The organism is Flagellimonas lutaonensis (genome assembly GCF_000963865.1).
GTDB lineage: Bacteria > Bacteroidota > Bacteroidia > Flavobacteriales > Flavobacteriaceae > Flagellimonas_A > Flagellimonas_A lutaonensis.
On record NZ_CP011071.1, the window covers coordinates 448690 to 471542 of the forward strand.

Below are 22853 nucleotides of genomic sequence, written 5' to 3' on the forward strand. Positions count from 1 at the left end.
AATATGTTCAACCTCTATTCAGCCCAAATCGAGAGCCTTTCTCTGCACAGGGTGGGCAACAAGACCAAGAACGAAGGAATTTTTCTTTCAGAGGAACCACATATCGTAAATGACGAAATCGCCGGTTTGCTCAAAGAGTACTTCTTTAGGCCCTTTCGTGAAAAAGAAGAAAATTATTACCGCTTTTTTCACGAGGCAGACCTCGAGTTTCATGAAATCTATTCGGCAGTAAGTGAATTGCTCATAGACCCATCAAAGGCACATACACTATCAAAGAAAGTGGCCCAACATCTGTTCGACCAGTCGAACCACCCACACATTAAAAGTGGTGAGCTGTACGTGGTACACTTTTCCAATTTGTTATTGGACAATGAGAAAGTTGACGGGGTAGGCATCTTCAAAAGTGAATTAAAACACGACTTTCTCCAATTCGAAGAGAAAGGAACCAATCTTGAAATACGTATTGAACAGGGTATCAATATCAATAAACTGGACAAAGGGTGCCTAGTGTTCAACTCAAAAAAAGAAGAAGGTTACAAGGTACTTTCAGTCGATAGCAACCGTTACGATGCCAAATATTGGCTGGAAGATTTCTTGGGATTGATTCCCTTGGAAGATGAAAACTTCTATACCAAAAATTACCTGAAGTTTTGCCAGAATTTTGCCAAAGACGTGGTGTTGCCCGCCGAGGACAAACAACAGGAAGTCCTGTTCATGAACCGGGCGGTGAACCACTTTGCCAAAAATGACAATTTTGAGGAAACCCGTTTTTTGAACGAGGTGTTGGACAACCCCGAACTGATACCGGAATTCAAGCATTACAAGGTTGAAAAAGGACCCAAATTCAGTATCGAGGATGTTTCAAGTTTTGACATTGCCAACAAAGCGGTCTCAGACACGCGTAAAAAAATCAAGAATGTGATCAACCTCGACACCAACATCCAAATAAAAATGGATTTTATCAATCCTGAATCGGCTGAAAAATTTGTTGAAAAGGGTTGGGACGAAGAACGGCAGATGTACTATTATCTGGTCTATTTCAACAAAGAGCAGAAGAGCTGATATGTCTTGTGTTCATCGTTTTTGGGTTCGGACCATAGACACCAAACAGTGAAGGTCAGAACTTTTTTTCGATGATCTGCCGCATGCTGACATCTTCGTAGTTACGTTTGACAAAATCAAGGGCAAGGTCTAAAATTTGGCCCATTCGTTCGCAACGCTTAAAATTCTTGTCATATGTGAGGCCGTAAATCTGTGTTTTAAGCGTATTTACGTGTTCTTCCACCGATATTTTATCAGTTTTTGCCGTGTTCACCAACCGTTTGATACGCTTGCCCGAGCTTAAAATACGCTTGGCCACGATGGAGCGTTCCTCGATCTTGTACTGGTCAACCGAATACTTTTGCAGTTTGGTCCGCACCAATTCGACCATTTGAAAGTTTTCCTTAAAAAATTGGGGGCGGTACACTTTAAGGTTGCCCTCGTAACATTGTTGGTCAAAATCAATGGCCCTGATACGGTACACCACATGGTCAAAATCATGTACCGGCACAATAACGTAATTGTAAGACCGCATATCGCCCAACAATCGGATCATACAACGTTCGTTGAACTTTACGAACTCTTTTGCAAGCTGGGCCTTTTCAGACTCCGTACAGGTAGGCAAAAAGTCCCTTATGAACACATCACCGGGTATGCCCGCTATGTGCTCTTCGATCAAGGTGTCTTTGTAGACCAAAAAGTTCAGGTTATAGGGCGACAGCATGTGCTCAAGCTCTAGACCGTATACCCGTGAGGCATCGGTCTTTTTTACATAGAAATACGTGTAATTGTCATTCAGGATATTTCGGATCTTGATGCGAAAAGGCTTTGAGTTGCCAAAGGTGCAGTAGTCCACTGCATCGACGTTCAGGTACTCTAATATTTTTTCGCTTCCGTCTGAGTGCAAGATTGAGTATACCCGTTTAAGGCTAAGATCGATTTCTTCGCGTTCAAAGTCGGAATAATACACCCGCACCCACAGGGTATCCTCTCCATCATTGTCATAAACCACCACAGAACCTGAAAAACGTAGCAGATCGTCATAAAAAATAGGAATCTCTATTTTTCGGCTGTACCGGTCCAAATAATTATCCAGCTTTTTGCGGATGGGAAAGGCCGGTTTTTTCTTCGACATCAATTTCTCGTCAGACATTTCTGTAGTGTTTGTTCGAACTCATTCGATTAAAATATAAAACCTTACGATGAAACGCCCAACAATATTCAATAAAAAGGCTTTACAACATCTCCAAAGGCTTTCACAACAATACTTTGCAGTACGTTCATGGTTGGTCTTACTTTGCCCTTTCGTGAAGAATCAAGCCCATATAATGAATAAGTGGTATTTTGCCCTTTTTGCAATTCTTTTGTTGGGATTTGCAGAAAACACCTTCGCACAGTTAAGCGACCTGCATTATTTGCCCCCGTTGAAACAAGGCCGAAACAACCAGGCCATTCGCCAACAGGCCGTTTACCTTTCTACGCCAGAACCCACGACTTTTACAGTGAATGCGTATCGGGGCACGAGTACGACGCCGATTGCCTCCTTCAACATCTCTAACGTAAGTCCGGCAGTGTACACCTTGCCTAATGGTGACAATAATATTACGTTGGTCAACAACGCCAATACCGGTGTTGTTCTCAACAACTCTGGCCTGCGCTTTGAATCGCCCAGTGGAAACCGGTTTTATGTCAACTATAGGGGCTATTCGTCTGCCCAAGCGGCATCGTTGACCTCAAAGGGGCGTGTGGCCATGGGAACCCGATTCAAATGGGGCGGAGTGCCTAATTTGGGGGCACACCCATCAAAATCGAACACCTTGGGCATTATGGCCACTGAAGACAACACCACGGTGACCGTTTATGGGTATGACCCGGCCTGTCGGTTCAGACAGGGAAACAATGTCTATGGAATCACAGACGACACGTATACCATTACCCTAGATGCAAACGAATCATTTGTGTTTGAGGCCTACGTGGGCAACTCCCCGACCCCGGCCCACCGCGATGGCTGGATCGGGGCATCGATAGAGTCAGACAAAGATATTGTGATCAGCAATGGATCGCTGAACTTTGGCCGCCAAGAAAATGCCAGTAATCGCGATGCCGGTATTGACCAGCCCGTGCCAGAAAACCGTTTGGGGAAAGAATATGTTTTTGTTCGTGGTAACGGGGGCACCAATGGGGCCACCGAATTCCCACTGATAATTGCAACGGCCGACAATACCCAGATTTTCGTCAATGGCAATACCACCCCTATTGCCACTATTGATAATGGGGAATATTTTGAGATACCCAGTACGTTTTACTCAGCCAATTCGGTGGGTGCCAATATGTTTGTGCAGACGTCTAAAGATGTATATGCCTATCAATGCATGGCTGGTGCCAGTCAAGTATATACCCAAGGGCTCAATTTTGTGGCGCCGGTCAATTGTCTTTTGCCCGATGTGATGGATAACATTCCAGATATCAGGAATATGGCCGGAACGAACGTTACCGGGGGGGTCACCATCATCGCTGCGGTAAACACACCGGATGCGAATATTACGGTCACAGATGGCAATGGGCCCGTAGCCCTGCCCCCATCTAACCCAGTTGCAGGGTCTACAGATTGGAAAACCTTTTTCATTCCCAACCTGAACGGAGATGTAAGTGTTCAGTCAACCGGACCCATCGCCGTAGGATTTTTTGGATATAACGGTGCAAGGGGTGTGGCGGGGTACTTTTCAGGCTTTGATACCGTACCCGAAGTAAACCTAGAGATAAGAGGCGGTAGTGGTTGCTTTGTAGGCTCTACCATTTTTGAGGCAACGGGCAATTTTGATGCCTATCAATGGTTCGGCGATGGCCAGCTGATACCAAGGGCCAATGGACCCAGTTATGCGCCCACTGTTGCCGGTGATTATTATGTACGTGGCACCAAAGGGCCCTGTACGTATGACTCGCAGCCTATATCGGCATATTATTGCGACCCTGACGTGGTCGTCAACAAAACGGTTGACAGACCGGAAATCATGGAGGGAGAAACCGCCACCTTTACCATAAAGGTCAGAAATCTGGGCGTCGGACCGCTTACCAATCTTCAAATCACGGATAATATCCCAGCCGGGCTCACCTTGGTCTCAGCCTTCACCATTACCGGGAGCTGGAGTGGAAACACTTGGGATATTGGAACCTTGAACGGCGGTGAGACAGCATTTTTGGAACTTGAGGTACGAGCAGATGAAATCGATACCCTGCCATTACTGAGCTTGACCAATACGGCCATCAATACCCAAGACCAACCCGATACCAATATCACTGTAGACAACCCCTCTGCCCACATCATCGTACACAACGACTCTGACAATGATGGCGTGAACGATAGTACTGATTTAGATGATGACAATGATGGCATTTACGATCAAGAGGAGTGCGGCACCCTGTTCTTCAATATCGCCAACGGCAATTCGCACACCAGCGCCCTGGTCACCAATGACAACTATTTGGTGCTTGACATATTCAGTCTAGACAACTCGTTCAATCTACAGATAAACGGAAACGATGTTGCTGGGGAGATACAATTTCAGAACACATCAGGAAATATAGCCCGGTTTATGGATGGCACCGGATATGGTGAGAGCGGTAACCCAAATATATGGACACTTACCGGCACCTACGGCACACCGATACTCAGGGTGGTCATCGACCAATCAGGGCGATTTGAGCTTTTTGGTGCACGCTCATCCAACGGGCCTTTAGAGCCTATGGTGTTGACCACTCCAGCGGCAACGGTTAGCTGGAACCCGGTTGGAAACAATGCCGTTGTTATTGGGCAGGCCGTAATAGGCCCCACCAACATGCGTGGCATGCTGCTTACTGCAGGCTGCGATACCGATGCCGATGGCATTCCCGATCAACTAGACCTTGATAGTGATGGTGATGGGTGTAGCGACGCCAATGAATTTTATAAAGATGACAATGCCGATGGTGGTGATGGGGGCGAATTCGGTACGGGCGTACCCGTGGTGGATGCAGCCGATGGCACCGTCAACAGCGCATCGTACACTAGGGTCTTTGCCCCTGAAATACTGTTAGGAAACACTTCTGAGGATTTAGGCGGAAATGATATCAACGGACAGGGCGTCAACCTTGGCCAAACTTTTAATTATGTACTGCGTTTTCAGAATACGGGCGATGACAATGCCGTGAACTACAGCATCCGTGATATTCTACCGAACAATGTAACACTCGACAACATTGATGTTTCGAACGCCCCAGGGGTTACCCACAGCTATGACATAAACACCAACACCATCATTTTTCAGGTACCCGACAACCTAGTGGAGGTAGACGACCCTGAATACACCATCGTGATTACGGTCACCATTTCGGCCAACTGCACAGATTTTGTGGATGCCTGCTCTTCACAATTGCAAAATCAGGCATACTCGACCTATCAGGGTGTTTTGAATCCATCCACTTTTACAGACGAAGGCGGTGCAACCTCAACTTCGGCCTGTAGTGTTCCGCCACAAGTGGCCAACAACAATATTTTAGATGATTTGGCAAACTGCAACCAAGCCCGAACCGTGCAACTCTGCGGTGATGATGTGGTGCTGTCGGCAGGTGTTGGCTTTACCATGTATACTTGGGCATTGGACAACAACAACGATGGCCAAATAGATGCTGGCGATACCCTCTTGAACGATGGCGACCCTGACAATGACCCAAGTACGTTATTGGTCACCGACATCGGAAATTATATTGTGGAAAAATCAGCAGGAAGCGGTTGCCCTGATTTGGTCGAGCGCATTACGGTTGAAAGGTTTGGATCCACCCAGACCAACCCCATAATAGAATACTTTAACCAAGTTAATGGCGATGGCAATCCTAATAACGATTTACAGGGTGAGGTCGTCACCTGTTCAATTGATGGCGATTTACTGCCCAAGCTATTCTTGTGTGGTGAAAATGACAGCGCTACCATACAATTGGGTATTACCGATGCCCAGAGCATTGTATGGCAGCAGCTCGATGAGGGCAGCTGTTCAGATGTAGGGGATGACTGTGCCAATAAAAGCGGTTCCTGTACCTGGACCGATTTGGCGACCCAAGACAATTATACGCTGACAGATAGTGGATCGTACCGGGTCGTCATCAACTATCAGAACGGTTGCTTTAGCCGTTTCTACTTCAATGTGTTCAAGAATAATTTGGATATTGAACATACCGCTTCCGATATTTTGTGCAGCACGCCCGGCAACATTAGAATCACCAATATTGGCTCGGGTTACGGATTTCAGTTGATCGATGCCTCGAACAACAGCGTGGTAGTGCCCTTTTCCGCAGATAACGGTCCCAGCTTTGATATCACGGCCAGCGGCACCTATCGCGTACAGGTCACCCAACTAGACCCTATCACCAATGATCCGATTGTAGGTAGCTGTGTTTTTGAAACTGAGGATATCGGTATATTGGAACGTGACTATCAGGTCAACCTCAGCAGCACCCCTGCCGAATGCGACGAATTGGGCACTATCACCGTTCAAGCATTGAACGTACTGCCAAATTATAGCTATGAACTTCGACTTGATGATGGGAGCAACGGCGGTCAAGGCACCTTCGTGGCCAATGAAACAGCTACCAACGATAACACCCATACGTTTGCAAATGTAAACCCGGGCAACTACATCGTGATTACCACAACGGATGACGGCTGTACCAACACCCAAAACATCACCGTAGGTGAGGTAGCCGAATTGAGACTTTCTGCCATTACCACAGACCATATTACCTGCAATGCCGGGGTCATTACGCTTACGCCACAAGGGGGTAGTCCAAATCCCGACTACGAAATGGCCATTTGGGCAAAAGACGGAGTACCACTGTACACTGACCCCAATGATGTTCCTGATACGGCCAAGCAGAATACCACCAATTTCTTGTTCGGGTATCGAGGTACGCCAGAGACCTATTTTCCGAATGAAGAGGGAGATTATCAGTTCATCGTTTTTGATGGAAATGGCTGCAGTGCCCTCTCGAACATAGTGAACATACAAGATTTGGGAACCGTTTCAATAGCCGCTTCTCATACTGATATTGTCTGTTCCGATTCTTCCACTTCAACATTGACGGTCACTGCAACCGGTGGTACGGCCCCTTATCAATACAGTTTGGATGGCGGTACAAGCTACCAGACAGAAAACACCTTTGTAAACCTTCCGGCCGGTCGCTACACCATTACCGTTATGGACTCAAGCGGTACCCCGACATCGAGATGTATCGAAACACTGGATTACGAAATTGACCAGCCGTTTCGGTTGACTGCCTCAGCTGCAATTGTGGAGGATGCCTCATGCAACCCCAATGGGGCTCTGGTAAAAATATTGAACCCCAATGGCGGGCAGGGCCCCTATGAATACAGTTTCGATGGCGGCAGCAGTTTTTCCGCCAATGACCAACGAAACCTTTTGCCCGGCAACTACCAATTGGTGGTAAGGGATGCCCTGGGCTGCACCTTTGATATGGACCTGGCCGTGCCAACACCGGCACCAGACCCCAATTTTGACAGCAACGTGGTTTACGCTTGTGATGGTTCAGGAAGTATCACGATTTCCCCATCGAACACGACCGATTTTGATTACACCTACACATTGAACGGTACCGAAAATACCCCAGCCGACAACAATGTATTCCCAAATGTTACAGATGGTACCCATACGGTAACCGTGGCATATGCAAGTAGTCTTCTGCCCGACCAGAGCACCTTGTTCTTTGAGGACTTTGGTGCTGGCACCACCACCCAAATAGGTGAGATTGGTCCAGATTATTGCTACGAGCCCCAAGATGGTTCAATTACGCCCTGCAATCGCGGCCCTGCCGGAATTTTGGTGAATGGTGAGTATACCGTTACCAATTTTGTGACCAATCCCATTACCTTGTGGACCAGCCCCCAAGACCATACAGGGCTGGTAGACGGCAGGTTCTTGGCCATCGATATAAGTACCTTCTCAGACACGGGCAATCCGCAACTCAACAATATTTTGTGGGCAAGAAGAAATATTGAGGTTCTGCCCAATAAAGAAGTGACCCTACGTTTTTGGGCCTATAATCTTATGAATGTTGGCGGAGCGGGCAACAATCCCGAAGTACGGGTAGAGATACTCGATAATACCGGAACGGTTATTTATAGCGAAGTAGCCCCTGAAATTCCGAAAAACACCAACGACACAGATTGGCACGAACGTATCATTACCTTCTACCCAGGGGCAAATACCGATATCGACATCGTATTCAGGACCAATGTCAACAGCAACGATGGCAATGACTTGGTTTTGGATGATATTACCGCATTTCAAATGCCCGATGTTTGTGAAAAGACACAAGACCTGACCGTGGTTGTTGAGGCCGGCCAAGCCTTTTCAGCCCAGTTGTTGGGTGTCAACGACCCAAGTTGCCAAGGTGCTTCAGATGGTTCAATTCGTTTTGAGGTTTCAAATTTTGATCCGACCATTGGCTTTGAATATTCGTTGGATGGTGGCACCAATTGGACAACTTCATTGACCTCACCGGTGATTACCGCCAACAACTTGGCAGACGGTTCTTATACTGTACAGGTACGAAAAGTGGACGATACCGCTTGCACGGCCAGTTTCTCGGCAACGTTGAACGAGCCGACCGTTATTATGCCGCTTCTAAATCAAACGGCCGATTACACTTGCTTCAATACTGGAGCGACCCTAGAGGCTTCGGCCACCGGTGGCACCCCTGGCTATGAGTACCAATTGGAAGATACGTCGGCAAACATTGTACGTCCGTACCAGTCCGCACCTACATTTACCAATGTGCCCGATGGTGGTTATTTGGTACGGGTGCGGGATGCGAATGGCTGTGAAGAAATCTCGACCACCCCCGTAACAGTTGTGGAACCCGAAACCATAACGTTTGACCTTACCGCAACAGCTTGTTATGATGGTCAGAACAATGCTTCGGTAACCGCAACGGTAACTACCGGCAATGGCGGGTATACCTTTAGGATAAATGGAGGTGCTTGGTTGACCCCAACGCCTGCTTCTGACACTACCTATACATTTACCGGACTTTCTGATGGGCTATACACCATTGAGGTTTCAGATGCCTACGGCTGTATTTCAAATCCCCAAGATATCACCATCCATCCACCTTTATTGGGCCAAATGGATGTGGTTGACGTAAGTAGTTGTGCCGATGGAAGCATTACTGTGAACGCCACCGGGGGAAATAATGGTTATGTATATGCCTTCTTGAACACAGGAAATACGGTCCAGGACTCAGACTTTGGAGCCTCCAATATGTTTACTGTAACCAATGCCACCGCTGGCACTTATGATGTGTACGTACGTGATAATGGTGGTACCAGTCCGTACTGTCAATACATGGAAACCCTTACCGTTCAAAATTCACCTGCCTTGGCATTTACCGCAACGCCGACCGATGCAGAATGTTATGGAGGCACCGGTAGTATCGCTGTTAATATCAGTAATGGTCTGGCACCTTATACCTACGAATTGGTCGATATCGACAATGGGGTTGCCAATCAGACCCAAACAAGCGTAGTGGCCATGTCTATAACATACTATAACTTATTGGCCGGACAGTACGATGTCATTATCACCGATGCCAACGGTTGCGCCACCACCACATCGGGAATAGTGGTTGCGGCGCCTGACGAGCTTACCGCTGATATTTCGGGCATTACCCCGGCAACCTGCACCGGAGATGTCAACGATTTCGGCTTTGGGTTCAGCAACTACCCCACCACTTTGGGCACCATTGAGTTCAGTGCCGATGGCGGGGCCAATTGGATAGGCGACAACAGTGTGCCCGGCACCACTGACCAATTGACCGGCTATCTATCGGGATCAACGGTATACCCTTCGATGCGAACGGTTGACGGTTCGGGCAATACGGTCTGCCAGACTGATTTCCCTCCCTTTATCATTCCCTATCCATTGGATGATCTCGATATTACCGTCTTGCCGATCATCGTGAATTGCAACGAGCTGCAAGTTACAGTAAGGGGGCAAAACGGTACCGCTCCCTATGAATATACCTATTCGGAAGACCCTGCCAATTTCAACCCGGCTGCCCCGGCCAATGGCTGGACACCTCCTTTGGCTTCAGGGGTAACGCACACGTTTCCCGGTCTGACACCCGGACGAACATATGCGTTCTATGTACGTGATGCAGTAGGCTGTATCCGTCAGAGCAACGTGAACGTGAACGATGTGGTGACCAATCCCATGGAAATCACGGCAGCGTATGAACCCTCATGTAATGGGGCAAACAATGGTGAAATCACCTATACGATTACCGATGATGATGGCCTTACTGAACCAGATATGCGGTGGACGCTTTATGATATCAACGATAATCCCATCACTTCCAGTGGCGGTGATGTTCCGTATACCAGTACCATTACCATTCCAAATTTGGCCCCGAACGAATATTATATTGTTGTAGAGCAGGTAAACGGAGGCACGGTACAATGTACCAGTGCCAGCGAAAACCTTATTTTGGAAGAGCTGGATCCCATAACCGCTAATCTAAATGTATTGCAACATATTACCTGCGAGGGTCCAGGACTTATTTCAATCGACAATATTCAGGGTGGTGGCGGCACCTACAGCTACACGATTACGGGCCCGGCGCCTTTTTCAACTATTTCGGGCACCACAGATAATCCTGTGTCGATTCCTGCAAATTCACCTGCCGGCAGTTACGCAGTAAGCATCAGTGACCAATATGGTTGTGCTTATTCGTTGGGAAGCGTCAACATGAACCTAGCTGCCAATCCGACCATAACGGCTGTCGATGTAGACAACTGTTCTTCATTGGCCACGGTAACGGTCACCGCAAGTGGTGCCTCACCGACCTTATACTCGTTGGATGGTGGCACTACCTATCAAGACAATGGAGGGGTGTTCAACAATGTTATCGCCGGAAGCTATACCCTTTTCGTAAAGGATGGCAACGGTTGTACCGCTTCACAAACAGTAAACGTGGAAACGACACTTGAAGTTACGGCAACATTGACGAAAAACTTGGGCTGTGGAGCAGGCAATGAAGCCGAAATACGAATTGAGGTAACCTCAGGTTCCAACAATTACGATTATGAAATTGTGGGTACCTCAGGTACTTTGGTTCCAAGACAGGCATTGGCATCAAATCCATTGAGCGTTCCTGTGGCAACTGCCGATACCTATACGGTAACCGTATATGACAACAATACCAATTCCCCCGAGTGCAATAGAAACTTCATAATAGAAATACCAGCGGCCACATCGCCCCACTTCAGCGCGGATGCAACTGATGTAAGCTGTTTTGGGGCCACAGATGGTACCATTTCGATTACTGAAATAAACAATGGCAACAATCCATTGAGTTATGTGCTGAGCCCCAACAATGGTACTTTTAACGCAGCAACCAACTCTTACGAAAATCTTCCTGCTGACACCTATCAAATCACGGCCACAGGCCCCAATGGTTGTACAACCATTAGCCCCCCTATTGTGGTGGGTGAACCTAATGAAATTACGTTCAATATGCCCTCTGTGACCCCATTTGACTGTTCAACCGGCAATAATACCGTAAATGCCAGCATTACCGTAGATATAGGCAGCATTACCGGTGGAAGCAACAACTACATTCGCTACGAATTTATCGACAATGCAACCAGTTCGGTACTTCAGAACGGTACCGCCCATAACTATATCTATACCGATTTTGCCGGTGGTGATGTAATTGTTCGGGTTTATGACGACAATGGCTGTTCAGGTGAAGTCACCGTTACCGTACCGGCATATGACCAATTGCTTTCGGCATCCATTCACGTTGACGAGGACATCAGTTGTAGCAATGCCGGAGAGGACATCAGCATTGATGCAGTGGGTAGTTTGACAAGTTATGGTACGCATCCTGCCAATTATGAATTCAGAATGTTGCCTTCGGGCAGCTATCAGGCATCAAACCAGTTCTTTGACCTGGTGCCAGGCAACTATACTTTCGGAATAAGGAATACCATCACGGGATGCGAATTGACCATTACCCATGTGGTCGAGGAGCCCAATACCTTTGATGTGACCGTTGAAAAACTGTCAGATGCGGTTTGCTTTGGCGATGATGGAAGCATTAGATTGACATTGATCGATGCCACATACACCGGAGGCTTCTCTTGGCAGATTTTTGACACCAACGGCACCCCTGCAGACCGTTCAGATGACGGTGCTGCAATCTTGAGTGGTAATTCTGTCAATCTTGGCCCAACAGCGGCCATAAGCGTTCCAGCGGGCAATTATCTGGTAGAGATGGTGCAAGATGCCTTCCCCGAGTGCAGCCAGGTAAGGTCGTTCAGTATTGCCACGCCATCGGCCCCCATTTCATTGAATGCCATAGACCTCACAGATGTAGGTTGCACCAATGATCAAGGCGCGGCAGCTATCAATCCCACGGGTGGCCAGGCACCGTACACAATTGACCTGACCCATGTTGGCAATAATAACACGACCACGGTTTCCAATGTGAACGCACATCTGTTCCAATCACTGGTTGCCGGCCAATATACAATTACAGTTACTGATGCGCTGGGCTGTACCGAAATATTTACAAATGCCTTCGAACTGTTATTGCCCGACCCGATTACAGGTACTGTTCACCATACCAATTTAGTATGCAAGGGCGATTCAGATGCATCGGTTTCCATAAGTTTGTCCCCCCGTAATTTAAGCGCCGCCTATCGCTATATATTGAACACGTACAATGATGCAGCGGGTAGTGTTCTGTTAGCGTCATCGACCTCACAAACAAGTGCCACATTCGATAATCTGGGCGCTGGTTTCTATACTATCGCTGCTCTTGATGATATGGGCTGTTCTTTTGAAACCCCAGTGGTCGAAATTGTAGAGCCGACAGAGGTTACCGCCCAACTTCTTACCCAACAGGTACTGAGCTGTCAACGGGGCGCAGAGTTGTTATTGCAAGCTTCTGGGGGTACCGCTCCCTACAGTTGGAGTGTGGATGGAACCACTTTCACCCCCATGAACGAGGTAAATGGAGCCAATACCCATCTCTTTACAAATGTAGCTGCGGATGCCTATCAATATTATGTGAGGGACAGTTTCAACTGTGTATCCATTCTTTCAAATGAAATTCAGGTCAATACGGTCCAAGATTTGACCCTTACGGTAGATCAATCTGCGGCATTTGTAAATTGTAGTGGCGATAGCACTGCCATAATCGAATCCTCGGCCACGGGAGGATTGGGAGATTATCAATACGCATTGTTTGGCGATCCGGCCCTGACTGATGAAATAGTGCCGAATCAGCCCAATGGCCTGTTCACAGATTTGCCACAGGGCAGTTATTATGTTCGGGTACAAAGTGATGATTGTGAAACCATTTCCGAAGAGATCATCATTCAAGAGCCTACACCTTTAGTGGTCGATACGAACATCTCAAATATCAGTTGCAATGGGGCTGAAGACGGTAGTATCGTACTGAACGTACAAGGTGGTGTCGGACCCTATCAGTTTGCCATTTCGCCCAACCTGAACCAATTTGTCGATGAAAACAGTTTCAATGGACTTGCACCGGGCGATTACACAGTTATTGCACAAGATGCCAATGGTTGCTTTGAGGTGGTAAGCTTCAGCTTGGCAGAACCCAACGAACTGTCTTTGACAACCACGGTTTTGGATGAAATCTGTTTTGAAAGTAGTGATGGTGCCATTACTTTACAAATCAATGGCGGTACCGCACCCTACTTCACAAGCTTGAACAGCAACAACGATGCAGATTTTGCTGAGGGCGTACTGGAATATAACAACCTGCCAAGCGGTACCCATGTAGTTTTTGTAAGGGATGCCAATGGCTGTGAACTGTCAGAGGTATTCGAAGTTGCCAGTGGGGCCAATCTTGCAGGTGAAGCGGTGGTCAGTTACCCCTGTGATTCGGGCGTGGCCACCAACTCGGTCAGTATAGCCTTCGAAGATGATACCGTAAGTGGTGAAGTTTTGTATGGATTGGATACCACAGACCCTGCTGAAATGGTCTTGGATGGCACTTTTGAAAATTTGGCCGGCGGTGACCATTTTATCACTGTGGTTCATAGCAACGGCTGCACCAATACTTTTGAATTCACCATTACAGAATTTGAGCCGTTGGAGTTACAATTGACAGAGGGTGACATTAATACCATCGAAGCATTGGCGTTTGGTGGGTCGGGCAACTACACCTTCAATTTCGATGGGGGTGATTTTTCTGAAGATCCTAGCCATTACATCACCGAGACCGCTACCTATTCGGTCACCGTAACCGATGAAAATGGGTGCAGTGTCACCGAAGAAATATTTATGGAGTTCATCGACATCGAGATTCCCAATTTCTTTACCCCCGACGGCGACGGCAACAATGATGTCTGGAGACCCAGAAACATTGAGCAATACCCCAACATCTTCATAAAAATATACGATCGGTATGGTCGAACGCTCTACCATTTTGAGGGCAACCATGATGGATGGAATGGCCAGTACCAGCTGACCGACCTACCATCTGGTGATTACTGGTACATCATTAAACTCAACGGTGTACAAGACACGAGAGAGTTCATAGGCCATTTTACCCTGTACAGGTAGATCAATCAAAAATTATTGGAATGCCTGCTGAGGTTACATCAACATTGGCAGGCATTATTTTTTAAGCACAAACAACAAAATACGTTCATTTTGCAACAAAGTGTTGCGAACTGCCATACAGTCTCAATAAATTGGCAATAGAACCATAGCCAACATAACCTACTTATTTCTAAATGAGACAATTTACTCTTTTTTGCTTATTGTTCACCGGTTTCTTAGGTCAAGCGCAATTAAGTGATCTACATTATTTGCCACCATTACGACAAGGACAGAACAATGCAGCGATTCAACAGCAGGCAGTATATTTGTCCACTCCCGAAACCACGCCCTTCACCGTAAATGTCTACCAAGGTACGAACCCGACACCGATTACCTCGTTCACCATTTCGAATACCAGTCCCGCGGTCTACACATTGGGCAACGGCAACAACAATGTAACATTGGTAGACGATGCCAATACTGGCGTGGTACTGACCAATAGTGGTCTTCGATTTGAATCTCCAAGTGGAGAAAACTTTTATGTAAACTACAGGGGGCGCTCTGGTTCACAAGCAGCATCATTGACTTCAAAGGGTCGTGTTGCCATGGGCACCCGGTTCAAATGGGGCGGGGTTCCCAACTTGGGCAGCCATGTTTCAAAATCGAATACCTTGGGTATTATGGCAACTGAAGACAATACCACCATTACGCTTTCGGGTTATGACCCGGACTGTGAATTTCGGGTGGGCAGCAATAGAGCCGGTATTACCGATGATTCGTACACCATTACATTGGATGCAAATGAGTCCTTTGTTTTTGAAACTTATATCGGCAACTCTCCGACCATGGCCCATGAAAGGGGTTGGATAGGCGCTTCCATCGTTTCTGATAGGGACATTGTTATCAGCAATGGATCATTGAACTATGGTCGCCAGGTCGGTGCAAGCAATAGGGATGCTGGAATTGACCAACCGGTACCCGAAAACAGGTTGGGAAAGGAATATGTTTTTGTGCGGGGAAATGGAAACGCCAATGGGTGGACAGAATTTCCATTGATAATCGCTACTGAAAACAATACACAAATTTTTGTGAATGGTTCTGCCACTCCAATAGCCACAATAAATGACGGCGAATTCTTTGAAATTCCAAGTACTTACTATTCTTCGAACTCGGTTGGGGCCAATATGTATGTAGAAACCTCAAAAGATGTGTATGCCTACCAATGTATGGGTGGGTCAACTGCTGCATATACACAAGGATTGAACTTTGTAGCCCCTGTCAATTGTTTGCTGCCAGATACCATGGACAATATTCCCAACATTACCGATGCCGCTGGGGTAAACATTACGGGAGGTGTAACCATAATTGCCGCCACCTCAACACCGGATAGCAGCATAACCGTAACGGATGGAAGTGGTACTGTTACCCTACCTCCTTCATCTCCGGTTATCGGCACTCCTGATTGGAAAACATTTTATCTTCCCAGCCTTACCGGAAACGTAAGCGTGCAGTCTACGGGACCCATTGCGGTTGGCTTTTTTGGTTTTAATGGGGCAAGAGGTATTGCAGGCTATTACTCTGGGTTTGATACGGTGCCGAACATCAATCTTCAAATAACCGGCAGTAATTGTTTGCCCGGAGCCGTCTTGGAAATTGCCAGCGGGGAAACCTTCGATGCCTATCAATGGTATGGTGACGGGGTACTGATTCCCGGGGCCACATCGGCCTCTTATACCGCCACAACTGCCGGCGATTACTTTTTAAGGGTGACTCGGGGGCCGTGCAGCTACGATTCCAATTCCATTGCTGTTTATTATTGTGACCCTGACATTGTATTGAACAAAACCGTAGATCAGAACAATGTTACCGATGGTACCGATGTAACTTTCACCATTACGGTGGAAAATTTTTGGAATGATCCCGTGACCAACTTAGTCTTGACCGACATACTTCCCAATGGTTTGGAGTTTGTTTCTGCTTCAACAACAACTGGTTCTTTCAATTATCCTGATTGGACCTTGGGCACGTTGAACCCTGGGCAATTGGAGACCCTGACACTGACTGCCAAAACTAAAATGACCAACATTTATCAAAGTTCCCAAACTTATACCAACACGGTAACAAATGCCCAAGACCAAACAGATTTGAATATTACCACTGACAATCCGAGGGTGAATGTTACTGTGAACATAATTCCGCCCACAACGGTAATCACAAACAGACGAATTACGATAAGGGTCAATAAAAACTAGGTCATGGGGTGTGGTTTTTTTTGGAATAACCCCAATTTAGAATGTAACAAAAACGGTTATCCATCGTCAATTAAGTATCAAGCAAAAAAAGATACTTCCTTTGGAAACCATCCTCACAGTAAAAAACCTGACCAAAAAGTTTGGGTACCTTACCGCAGTCAAAGACCTGTCTTTTACCATTGAAAAAGGCAATGTCTATGGCATTCTTGGGCCCAATGGCAGCGGCAAATCGACCACTTTAGGCATTATCTTGAACGTGGTCAACAAAACGGCCGGTGAATTCAGCTGGTTCGACGGCAACACCTCAACGCACGACGCACTAAAAAAGGTGGGCGCCATTATCGAGAGGCCCAATTTTTATCCCTATATGTCGGCCGTTAAAAACCTTAAGCTTGTCTGTAAGATCAAGGAAGTACCCGAGGACAAAATTCAAGAAAAACTGGAGCTGGTGGGGCTTTGGGAACGGCGTGACAGCAAATTCAAGACCTATTCGTTGGGCATGAAACAACGCTTGGCCATCGCCTCTGCCCTATTGAACGACCCTGAGATATTGATACTCGATGAGCCCACCAATGGGCTCGATCCAGCGGGCATCCACCAGATTCGTGAGATTATCAAGAAAATTGCGTCCCAGGGCACCACTATTTTGCTGGCTTCGCACTTACTTGACGAGGTTGAAAAAGTCTGTAGCCATGTCGTCATACTGCGAAAGGGCGAGAAACTTTATTCCGGTCCGGTTGACAGCATGCTGGCCAGTCACGGCTTCTTTGAGCTAAAGACGGCCGAAATGGAAAAGCTGCAACAGTTGCTTGAAAATCATGCCAGTTTTGGCAAGATTTCGGCAGAGAACGGCACACTGACCGCCTATTTGAAGGAGGAAATGAATGCCGATGAGCTCAACAAGTTGCTGTTTGAAAAGGGCATTGTGCTGTCGCATTTGGTGAAACGGAGGGAAAGTCTGGAAGAACAATTCTTGGCACTGACAAAAAACAACTAGACCATGGTACGACTTTTACAGATAGAATTCATAAAGCTTTGGAACAACAGGGCCAGCAAGATATTGATCGTTTCTTACTTTCTTATCCTGACCTCAATTGCCCTGATCGCAGCCATCAAGTTCGATATTGGCCCCGTTAAATTCCATTTGGCAGATATAGGCATCTTCAATTTTCCGTATATCTGGCACTTCAACACCTATGTGACCGCTTTTTTTAAGCTGTTTTTGGCAATTGTCATTGTTTCGATGATGGCCAATGAATACAGCAACAAGACCATCAAGCAAAACCTGATTGATGGACTTTCAAAAAAGGAATTCATTTTATCGAAGTTTCTCACCGTTATTTCGTTTGCGTTCATTTCAACGGTGTTCGTTTTTGTGGTTTCATTGATTTTGGGGTTGGTTTATTCCGATTACAATGAAATCTCGATCATATTCTCTGACTTGGAGTTTGTAGCGGCCTTCTTTTTTAAACTGGTAGGTTTTTTCTCATTTTGCCTATTCTTGGGGATTTTGGTAAAACGATCGGCCTTTGCCCTTGGTTTTTTGATTCTTTGGCAAATATTGGAGGGGATCATACGGGGTCTTTTGCGTTGGAAGGTCTTCGATGGCCCCACTACCGAGACCGTGATGGGTTTCTTTCCGTTACAGTCAATGTACAACCTTATAAAGGAGCCCGCAACCAGGCTCGAAGCCGTCCAGACCGTTGCGGATCAAGTCGGTGAGAGCATAGCGCTCAACTATCGTGTGCATTGGTACGAAATACTGATCGTGCTCGGCTGGACGGCCATTTTTATCTATTTATCCTATGCATTATTAAAAAAGCGTGATTTATAGTATCTTACGGTGTTGACAGATGCCGTATGATGAAAAAATTGCTGTACATCCTTTTTTTGGGAATTGGTTTTGCGTCTTATTCCCAAGAATGTCCAGATTTGCTGAGTCCGGTCGACGGCGCCACCAACGTTCCGGTCGATGCCACCATTACTTGGGAAGCGATACCTGGCATTCCTGGATACCAGATTAGATTGGGCACAACCCCGGGTGGCGGTGAGCTGGGCGTTACCTCAGTGGGGAGCGCCACTTCGTATACACCCCCACAGGGCCTTCCCGACAACACACAGATATATGTGACCATCATTCTTGATTTTCTTTTTCAAGGAGGCTCAGACATTGTATGTGAAAGCCAATCGTTTACCACGGAAGACGTGACCACGCCCCCAGCCTGTACCTCTATTCGCACTCCACAAGATGGTGCGGTAGATGTTAGCGTGTTTACCAATATCTCTTGGAACTATGCCCCAACCGCCACAGGGTACCGGGTAACGGTGGGCACCACCCCTGGTGGCAACGACGTTGTGAATGATTTTGATGTTGGCAACGTGCTGACATACAACCCGCCTGGTGAGTTTGACCCCAATACCACCTTTTATGTTCGCATTGTGCCCTATAACGAAAACGGGGCGGCCCCCAATTGCCAAGAATCAACCTTTATAACGGGTGATGTTGCCCCACTTCCAGGCTGTACAAGCCTTATAACTCCAGTAAACGGGGCCATCAACGTGCCGTTGACCCCCTTTCTGGAATGGGTGCCCGTGCCGGGCGCTACGGGGTATAGGGTCACTATTGGCACTACCCCTACCAATGCAAACATACTGGACAGTGCCGTATTTACGACCAATTCCACCTTTGTGATCGATTTTGAACCGAACCTGACCTTTTTTGTGCGCATCGTTCCGTTCAACGATTCGGGCGAGGCCATCGGTTGCGGACAGGAATCGTTCTCGACCCTCTTGGGCTGTGGACCCTTCTTGGATTTGACCACTGGCGAGTTCGTTAGTTTTAATCCAGAAGTTGTTTTCCCGCCCGTGTTCTCATTTTGTGAAAACGATGATCCACTGGTGCTTACCGCCCCCATTATTGCCGACGGATACCGATGGTATAGCGTGGACCCTTTTGATAATGTATCGTTGATCTCTGAAAACAGGGAGCTGACGGTAGACCAGGTTGGCGACTACCAATTGGAGGTCTATGACATTATATCACAGCCCGGCGGGGTCATAGAATGTGGTACAACCGTCGATTTTGAAGTGGTATCCTCTGAAATAGCGACCCTTGAACGATTGGATATTTCTGAAATGGCGCTGGGCCTTCGTATCGAGGTAGTGGCCAGCGGCAATGGCGATTATGAATATGCCATTGACGATGTCAATGGACCTTACCAAGACAGCAACGTTTTCAACGGTGTGCAGCCCGGCAACCATACGCTGTATGTAAGGGACAAGAACGGTTGCGGTGTTGTGGAGGAAAGCTTCGAGCAAGACCTTACAGTTGAAGGGTTTCCCAAGTTTTTTACCCCCAATGGAGACAACATCAACGATTTTTGGCAGTTCATTCAGCCCGAGGGCCAGAACATTGTGCTGACAAGTATTCGCATCTTTGACCGCTACGGAAAACTTTTGACGGAAATCAGACAAGACTCCCAAGGCTGGGACGGCACCTTCAATGGGAGGCAGCTACCGGCAGACGATTATTGGTATTTGGCCATTGATGACAGCAACCGGGAGGTTCGGGGGCACTTCTCTCTAAAACGCTGACCCCGCGCCAGGGATTGCAGCGGCACCCCGCACCGAGCAGGGCGAGTGCGGCGTAAAGCGGAAAGCCCGGTGCCGTTTTCAAAGGAAAGTCGCCGCTACATTGGACAGGGTCGGGATGTCTTTGGCAAGCAAATAAACATATCGTTCTCGACTGCGCTCGAACAGACAAATTAGTTTCCTTTGAAAACGGCAGGCGCCAAAATCATTTTTTGAACGCACCGAAGTAACGGCTATTCAGTATTTTTACATCATGAAATTCAAGGTAGTCGCAGAGTTCAGCCCAACCGGTGATCAGCCCCAGGCTATAAAACAATTGGTAGAGGGCATCGAATCGGGGGTCGAACACCAAACGTTGTTGGGGGTTACGGGATCGGGCAAGACCTTTACGGTTGCCAATGTGATTGAAAAGGTACAGCGGCCTACCCTTGTACTGGCCCACAACAAGACACTAGCCGCCCAGCTATATTCAGAGTTCAAACAGTTTTTTCCTGATAATGCCATCGAGTATTTTGTCTCGTATTACGATTATTACCAACCCGAGGCTTATATACCCACGAGCGGCACCTATATCGAGAAAGACCTTTCTATCAACGAGGATATAGAAAAAATGCGTTTGAGCACCACCTCGTCGCTACTTTCAGGAAGAAGGGACGTGTTGGTCGTGGCATCGGTCTCGTGCCTATATGGCATTGGAAACCCGGTGGAGTTTCAAAAGAACGTCATTTCCATCCACCGAGATCAGGTGATTCCGCGCACCAAGTTCTTAAAACTCTTGGTACAGAGCCTATATTCGCGTACCACGGCAGATTTTAAAAACGGGAACTTTAGGGTAAAGGGCGATGTGGTGGATGTGTTTCCGGGGTATGCCGATCATGCCTTCCGCATTCATTTTTTTGGGGATGAGATTGAGGAAATAGAAGCGTTGGACCCGTTCAACAACAATGTCATCGAGGTCTACGACCACCTCAACATTTACCCCGCCAATATGTTCGTGACCTCGCCAGATGTGCTACAAAATGCCATACACCAAATTCAGGATGATTTGGTAAAACAGGTCAACTATTTCAAGGAAATCGGTAGGCCTTTGGAAGCCAAACGGCTCGAAGAGCGTACCAACTTTGATTTGGAAATGATCCGTGAGCTCGGCTATTGTTCGGGCATCGAAAACTATTCGAGATATCTGGATGGCCGTGAACCGGGCACACGGCCTTTCTGCCTTCTGGATTACTTTCCGAAGGACTATCTCATGGTGATCGACGAGAGCCACGTGACCATTCCGCAGGTACATGCCATGTACGGGGGCGACCGTTCGAGAAAGGAGAATTTGGTCGATTACGGATTTCGACTGCCCGCTGCCCTCGACAACCGCCCGTTGAAGTTCGAGGAATTCGAGGCGCTACAGAACCAAGTCATCTATGTTAGTGCCACACCCGCTGATTATGAATTGCAGCTCAGCCAAGGCATCTACGTTGAGCAGGTAATACGCCCCACTGGGTTATTGGACCCCGAAATTGAGGTTCGGCCCAGCCAAAACCAAATCGATGACCTGGTCGAAGAGATACAAAAGCGGGTAGAGCTCGATGAACGTGTATTGGTAACCACTCTAACCAAGAGAATGGCCGAGGAACTGACCAAATACCTCACACGCATAGATGTTCGGTGCAGGTATATACACAGCGATGTCGATACCCTTGAACGGGTAGAGATCATGCAAGACCTGCGCAAAGGACTTTTTGATGTGCTCATCGGGGTCAACCTGTTGCGCGAGGGACTCGATTTGCCAGAAGTTTCACTGGTGGCCATTCTCGATGCCGACAAAGAGGGGTTTTTACGGAGCAACCGTTCGTTGATCCAGACGGTGGGGCGGGCCGCAAGGCACCTGAACGGGAAGGCCATCATGTACGCCGATACCATTACCGAGAGCATGCAAAAGACCATTGATGAGACCAACTACCGTCGTGAAAAGCAGATGGCCTACAATACCGAGCACGGCATTACGCCCACCGCACTCAACAAAAGCTTGGACAATGCCCTGGCAAAAAATTCGGTCTCTACCTACCACTTTGAAAAAGAGGAACTACGGGCCGCAGAACCCGATTTGGCGTATCTGACCCCGACACAGCGTGAAAAATTGATCCGCGATAAGCGCAGGGCCATGGAAAAAGCCGCGAAGGAACTCAACTTTATGGAAGCGGCAAAGCTGCGCGATGAAATCAAAATGCTGCAAGAACAGGAGTAGAAAACAAGAAAGCACCGCCCAAAAGGGCGGTGCTTTCATCAACTAACCAACTAAACAAACCAACCATCATGAAATGGACCGCGTGGGCCCAAACACAAT

General features: G+C 47.4%; 8 protein-coding genes. 7 read left to right on the forward strand and 1 reads right to left on the reverse strand.

The features are described from left to right. Nucleotides 1-3 precede the first annotated feature (3 nt). Nucleotides 4-1062, forward strand: a complete 1059-nt coding sequence (locus tag VC82_RS02125; protein WP_045800913.1) for a nucleoid-associated protein — start codon at nucleotides 4-6, stop codon at nucleotides 1060-1062. 55 nt (nucleotides 1063-1117) lie between these two features. Here the strand turns inward: VC82_RS02125 and VC82_RS02130 are convergent, their stop codons facing one another. Then, entirely contained in the window at nucleotides 1118-2194 is a 1077-nt protein-coding gene (locus VC82_RS02130) for a hypothetical protein (protein WP_045800914.1), read from the reverse strand. A gap of 175 nt (nucleotides 2195-2369) precedes the next feature. Between VC82_RS02130 and VC82_RS02135 the strand changes: the two genes are divergently transcribed. The 6 genes from VC82_RS02135 to uvrB all read left to right on the forward strand — a co-directional run bounded on the left by VC82_RS02135 (nucleotide 2370) and on the right by uvrB (nucleotide 22754). Beyond that, entirely contained in the window at nucleotides 2370-14690 is a 12321-nt protein-coding gene (locus tag VC82_RS02135; RefSeq protein ID WP_045800915.1) for a T9SS type B sorting domain-containing protein, read from the forward strand. A gap of 248 nt (nucleotides 14691-14938) precedes the next feature. Further along, nucleotides 14939-16921 (forward strand): DUF11 domain-containing protein, encoded by a 1983-nt coding sequence (locus tag VC82_RS02140; RefSeq protein ID WP_245615949.1) that lies wholly within the window; start codon nucleotides 14939-14941, stop codon nucleotides 16919-16921. A gap of 100 nt (nucleotides 16922-17021) precedes the next feature. Further along, nucleotides 17022-17918 carry an ABC transporter ATP-binding protein gene (locus VC82_RS02145; RefSeq protein WP_045800917.1) on the forward strand — a complete coding sequence of 299 codons (897 nt, stop codon included), beginning with the start codon at nucleotides 17022-17024 and terminating at the stop codon, nucleotides 17916-17918. 3 nt (nucleotides 17919-17921) lie between these two features. Next, the gene (locus VC82_RS02150; RefSeq protein WP_045800918.1) at nucleotides 17922-18755 is read left to right on the forward strand and encodes an ABC transporter permease; all 834 of its coding nucleotides are present in this window, start codon (nucleotides 17922-17924) and stop codon (nucleotides 18753-18755) included. Between the two features lie 26 nt (nucleotides 18756-18781). Continuing rightward, complete coding sequence (locus tag VC82_RS02155) at nucleotides 18782-20515, forward strand: T9SS type B sorting domain-containing protein (RefSeq protein WP_084598141.1); 1734 nt, start codon at nucleotides 18782-18784, stop codon at nucleotides 20513-20515. A gap of 250 nt (nucleotides 20516-20765) precedes the next feature. Further along, entirely contained in the window at nucleotides 20766-22754 is a 1989-nt protein-coding gene (gene uvrB / locus VC82_RS02160; RefSeq protein ID WP_045800920.1) for an excinuclease ABC subunit UvrB, read from the forward strand. Nucleotides 22755-22853: the final 99 nt, after the last annotated feature.

Bases quoted from the DNA above. Each gene is read 5' to 3' on its own strand.
- VC82_RS02130 (WP_045800914.1), bottom strand. From the start codon at position 2,194: ATGTCTGACGAGAAATTGATGTCGAAGAAAAAACCGGCCTTTCCCATC.
- VC82_RS02150 (WP_045800918.1), top strand. From the start codon at position 17,922: ATGGTACGACTTTTACAGATAGAATTCATAAAGCTTTGGAACAACAGG.
- VC82_RS02155 (WP_084598141.1), top strand. From the start codon at position 18,782: ATGATGAAAAAATTGCTGTACATCCTTTTTTTGGGAATTGGTTTTGCG.
- VC82_RS02125 (WP_045800913.1), top strand. From the start codon at position 4: ATGTTCAACCTCTATTCAGCCCAAATCGAGAGCCTTTCTCTGCACAGG.
- VC82_RS02135 (WP_045800915.1), top strand. From the start codon at position 2,370: ATGAATAAGTGGTATTTTGCCCTTTTTGCAATTCTTTTGTTGGGATTT.
- uvrB (WP_045800920.1), top strand. From the start codon at position 20,766: ATGAAATTCAAGGTAGTCGCAGAGTTCAGCCCAACCGGTGATCAGCCC.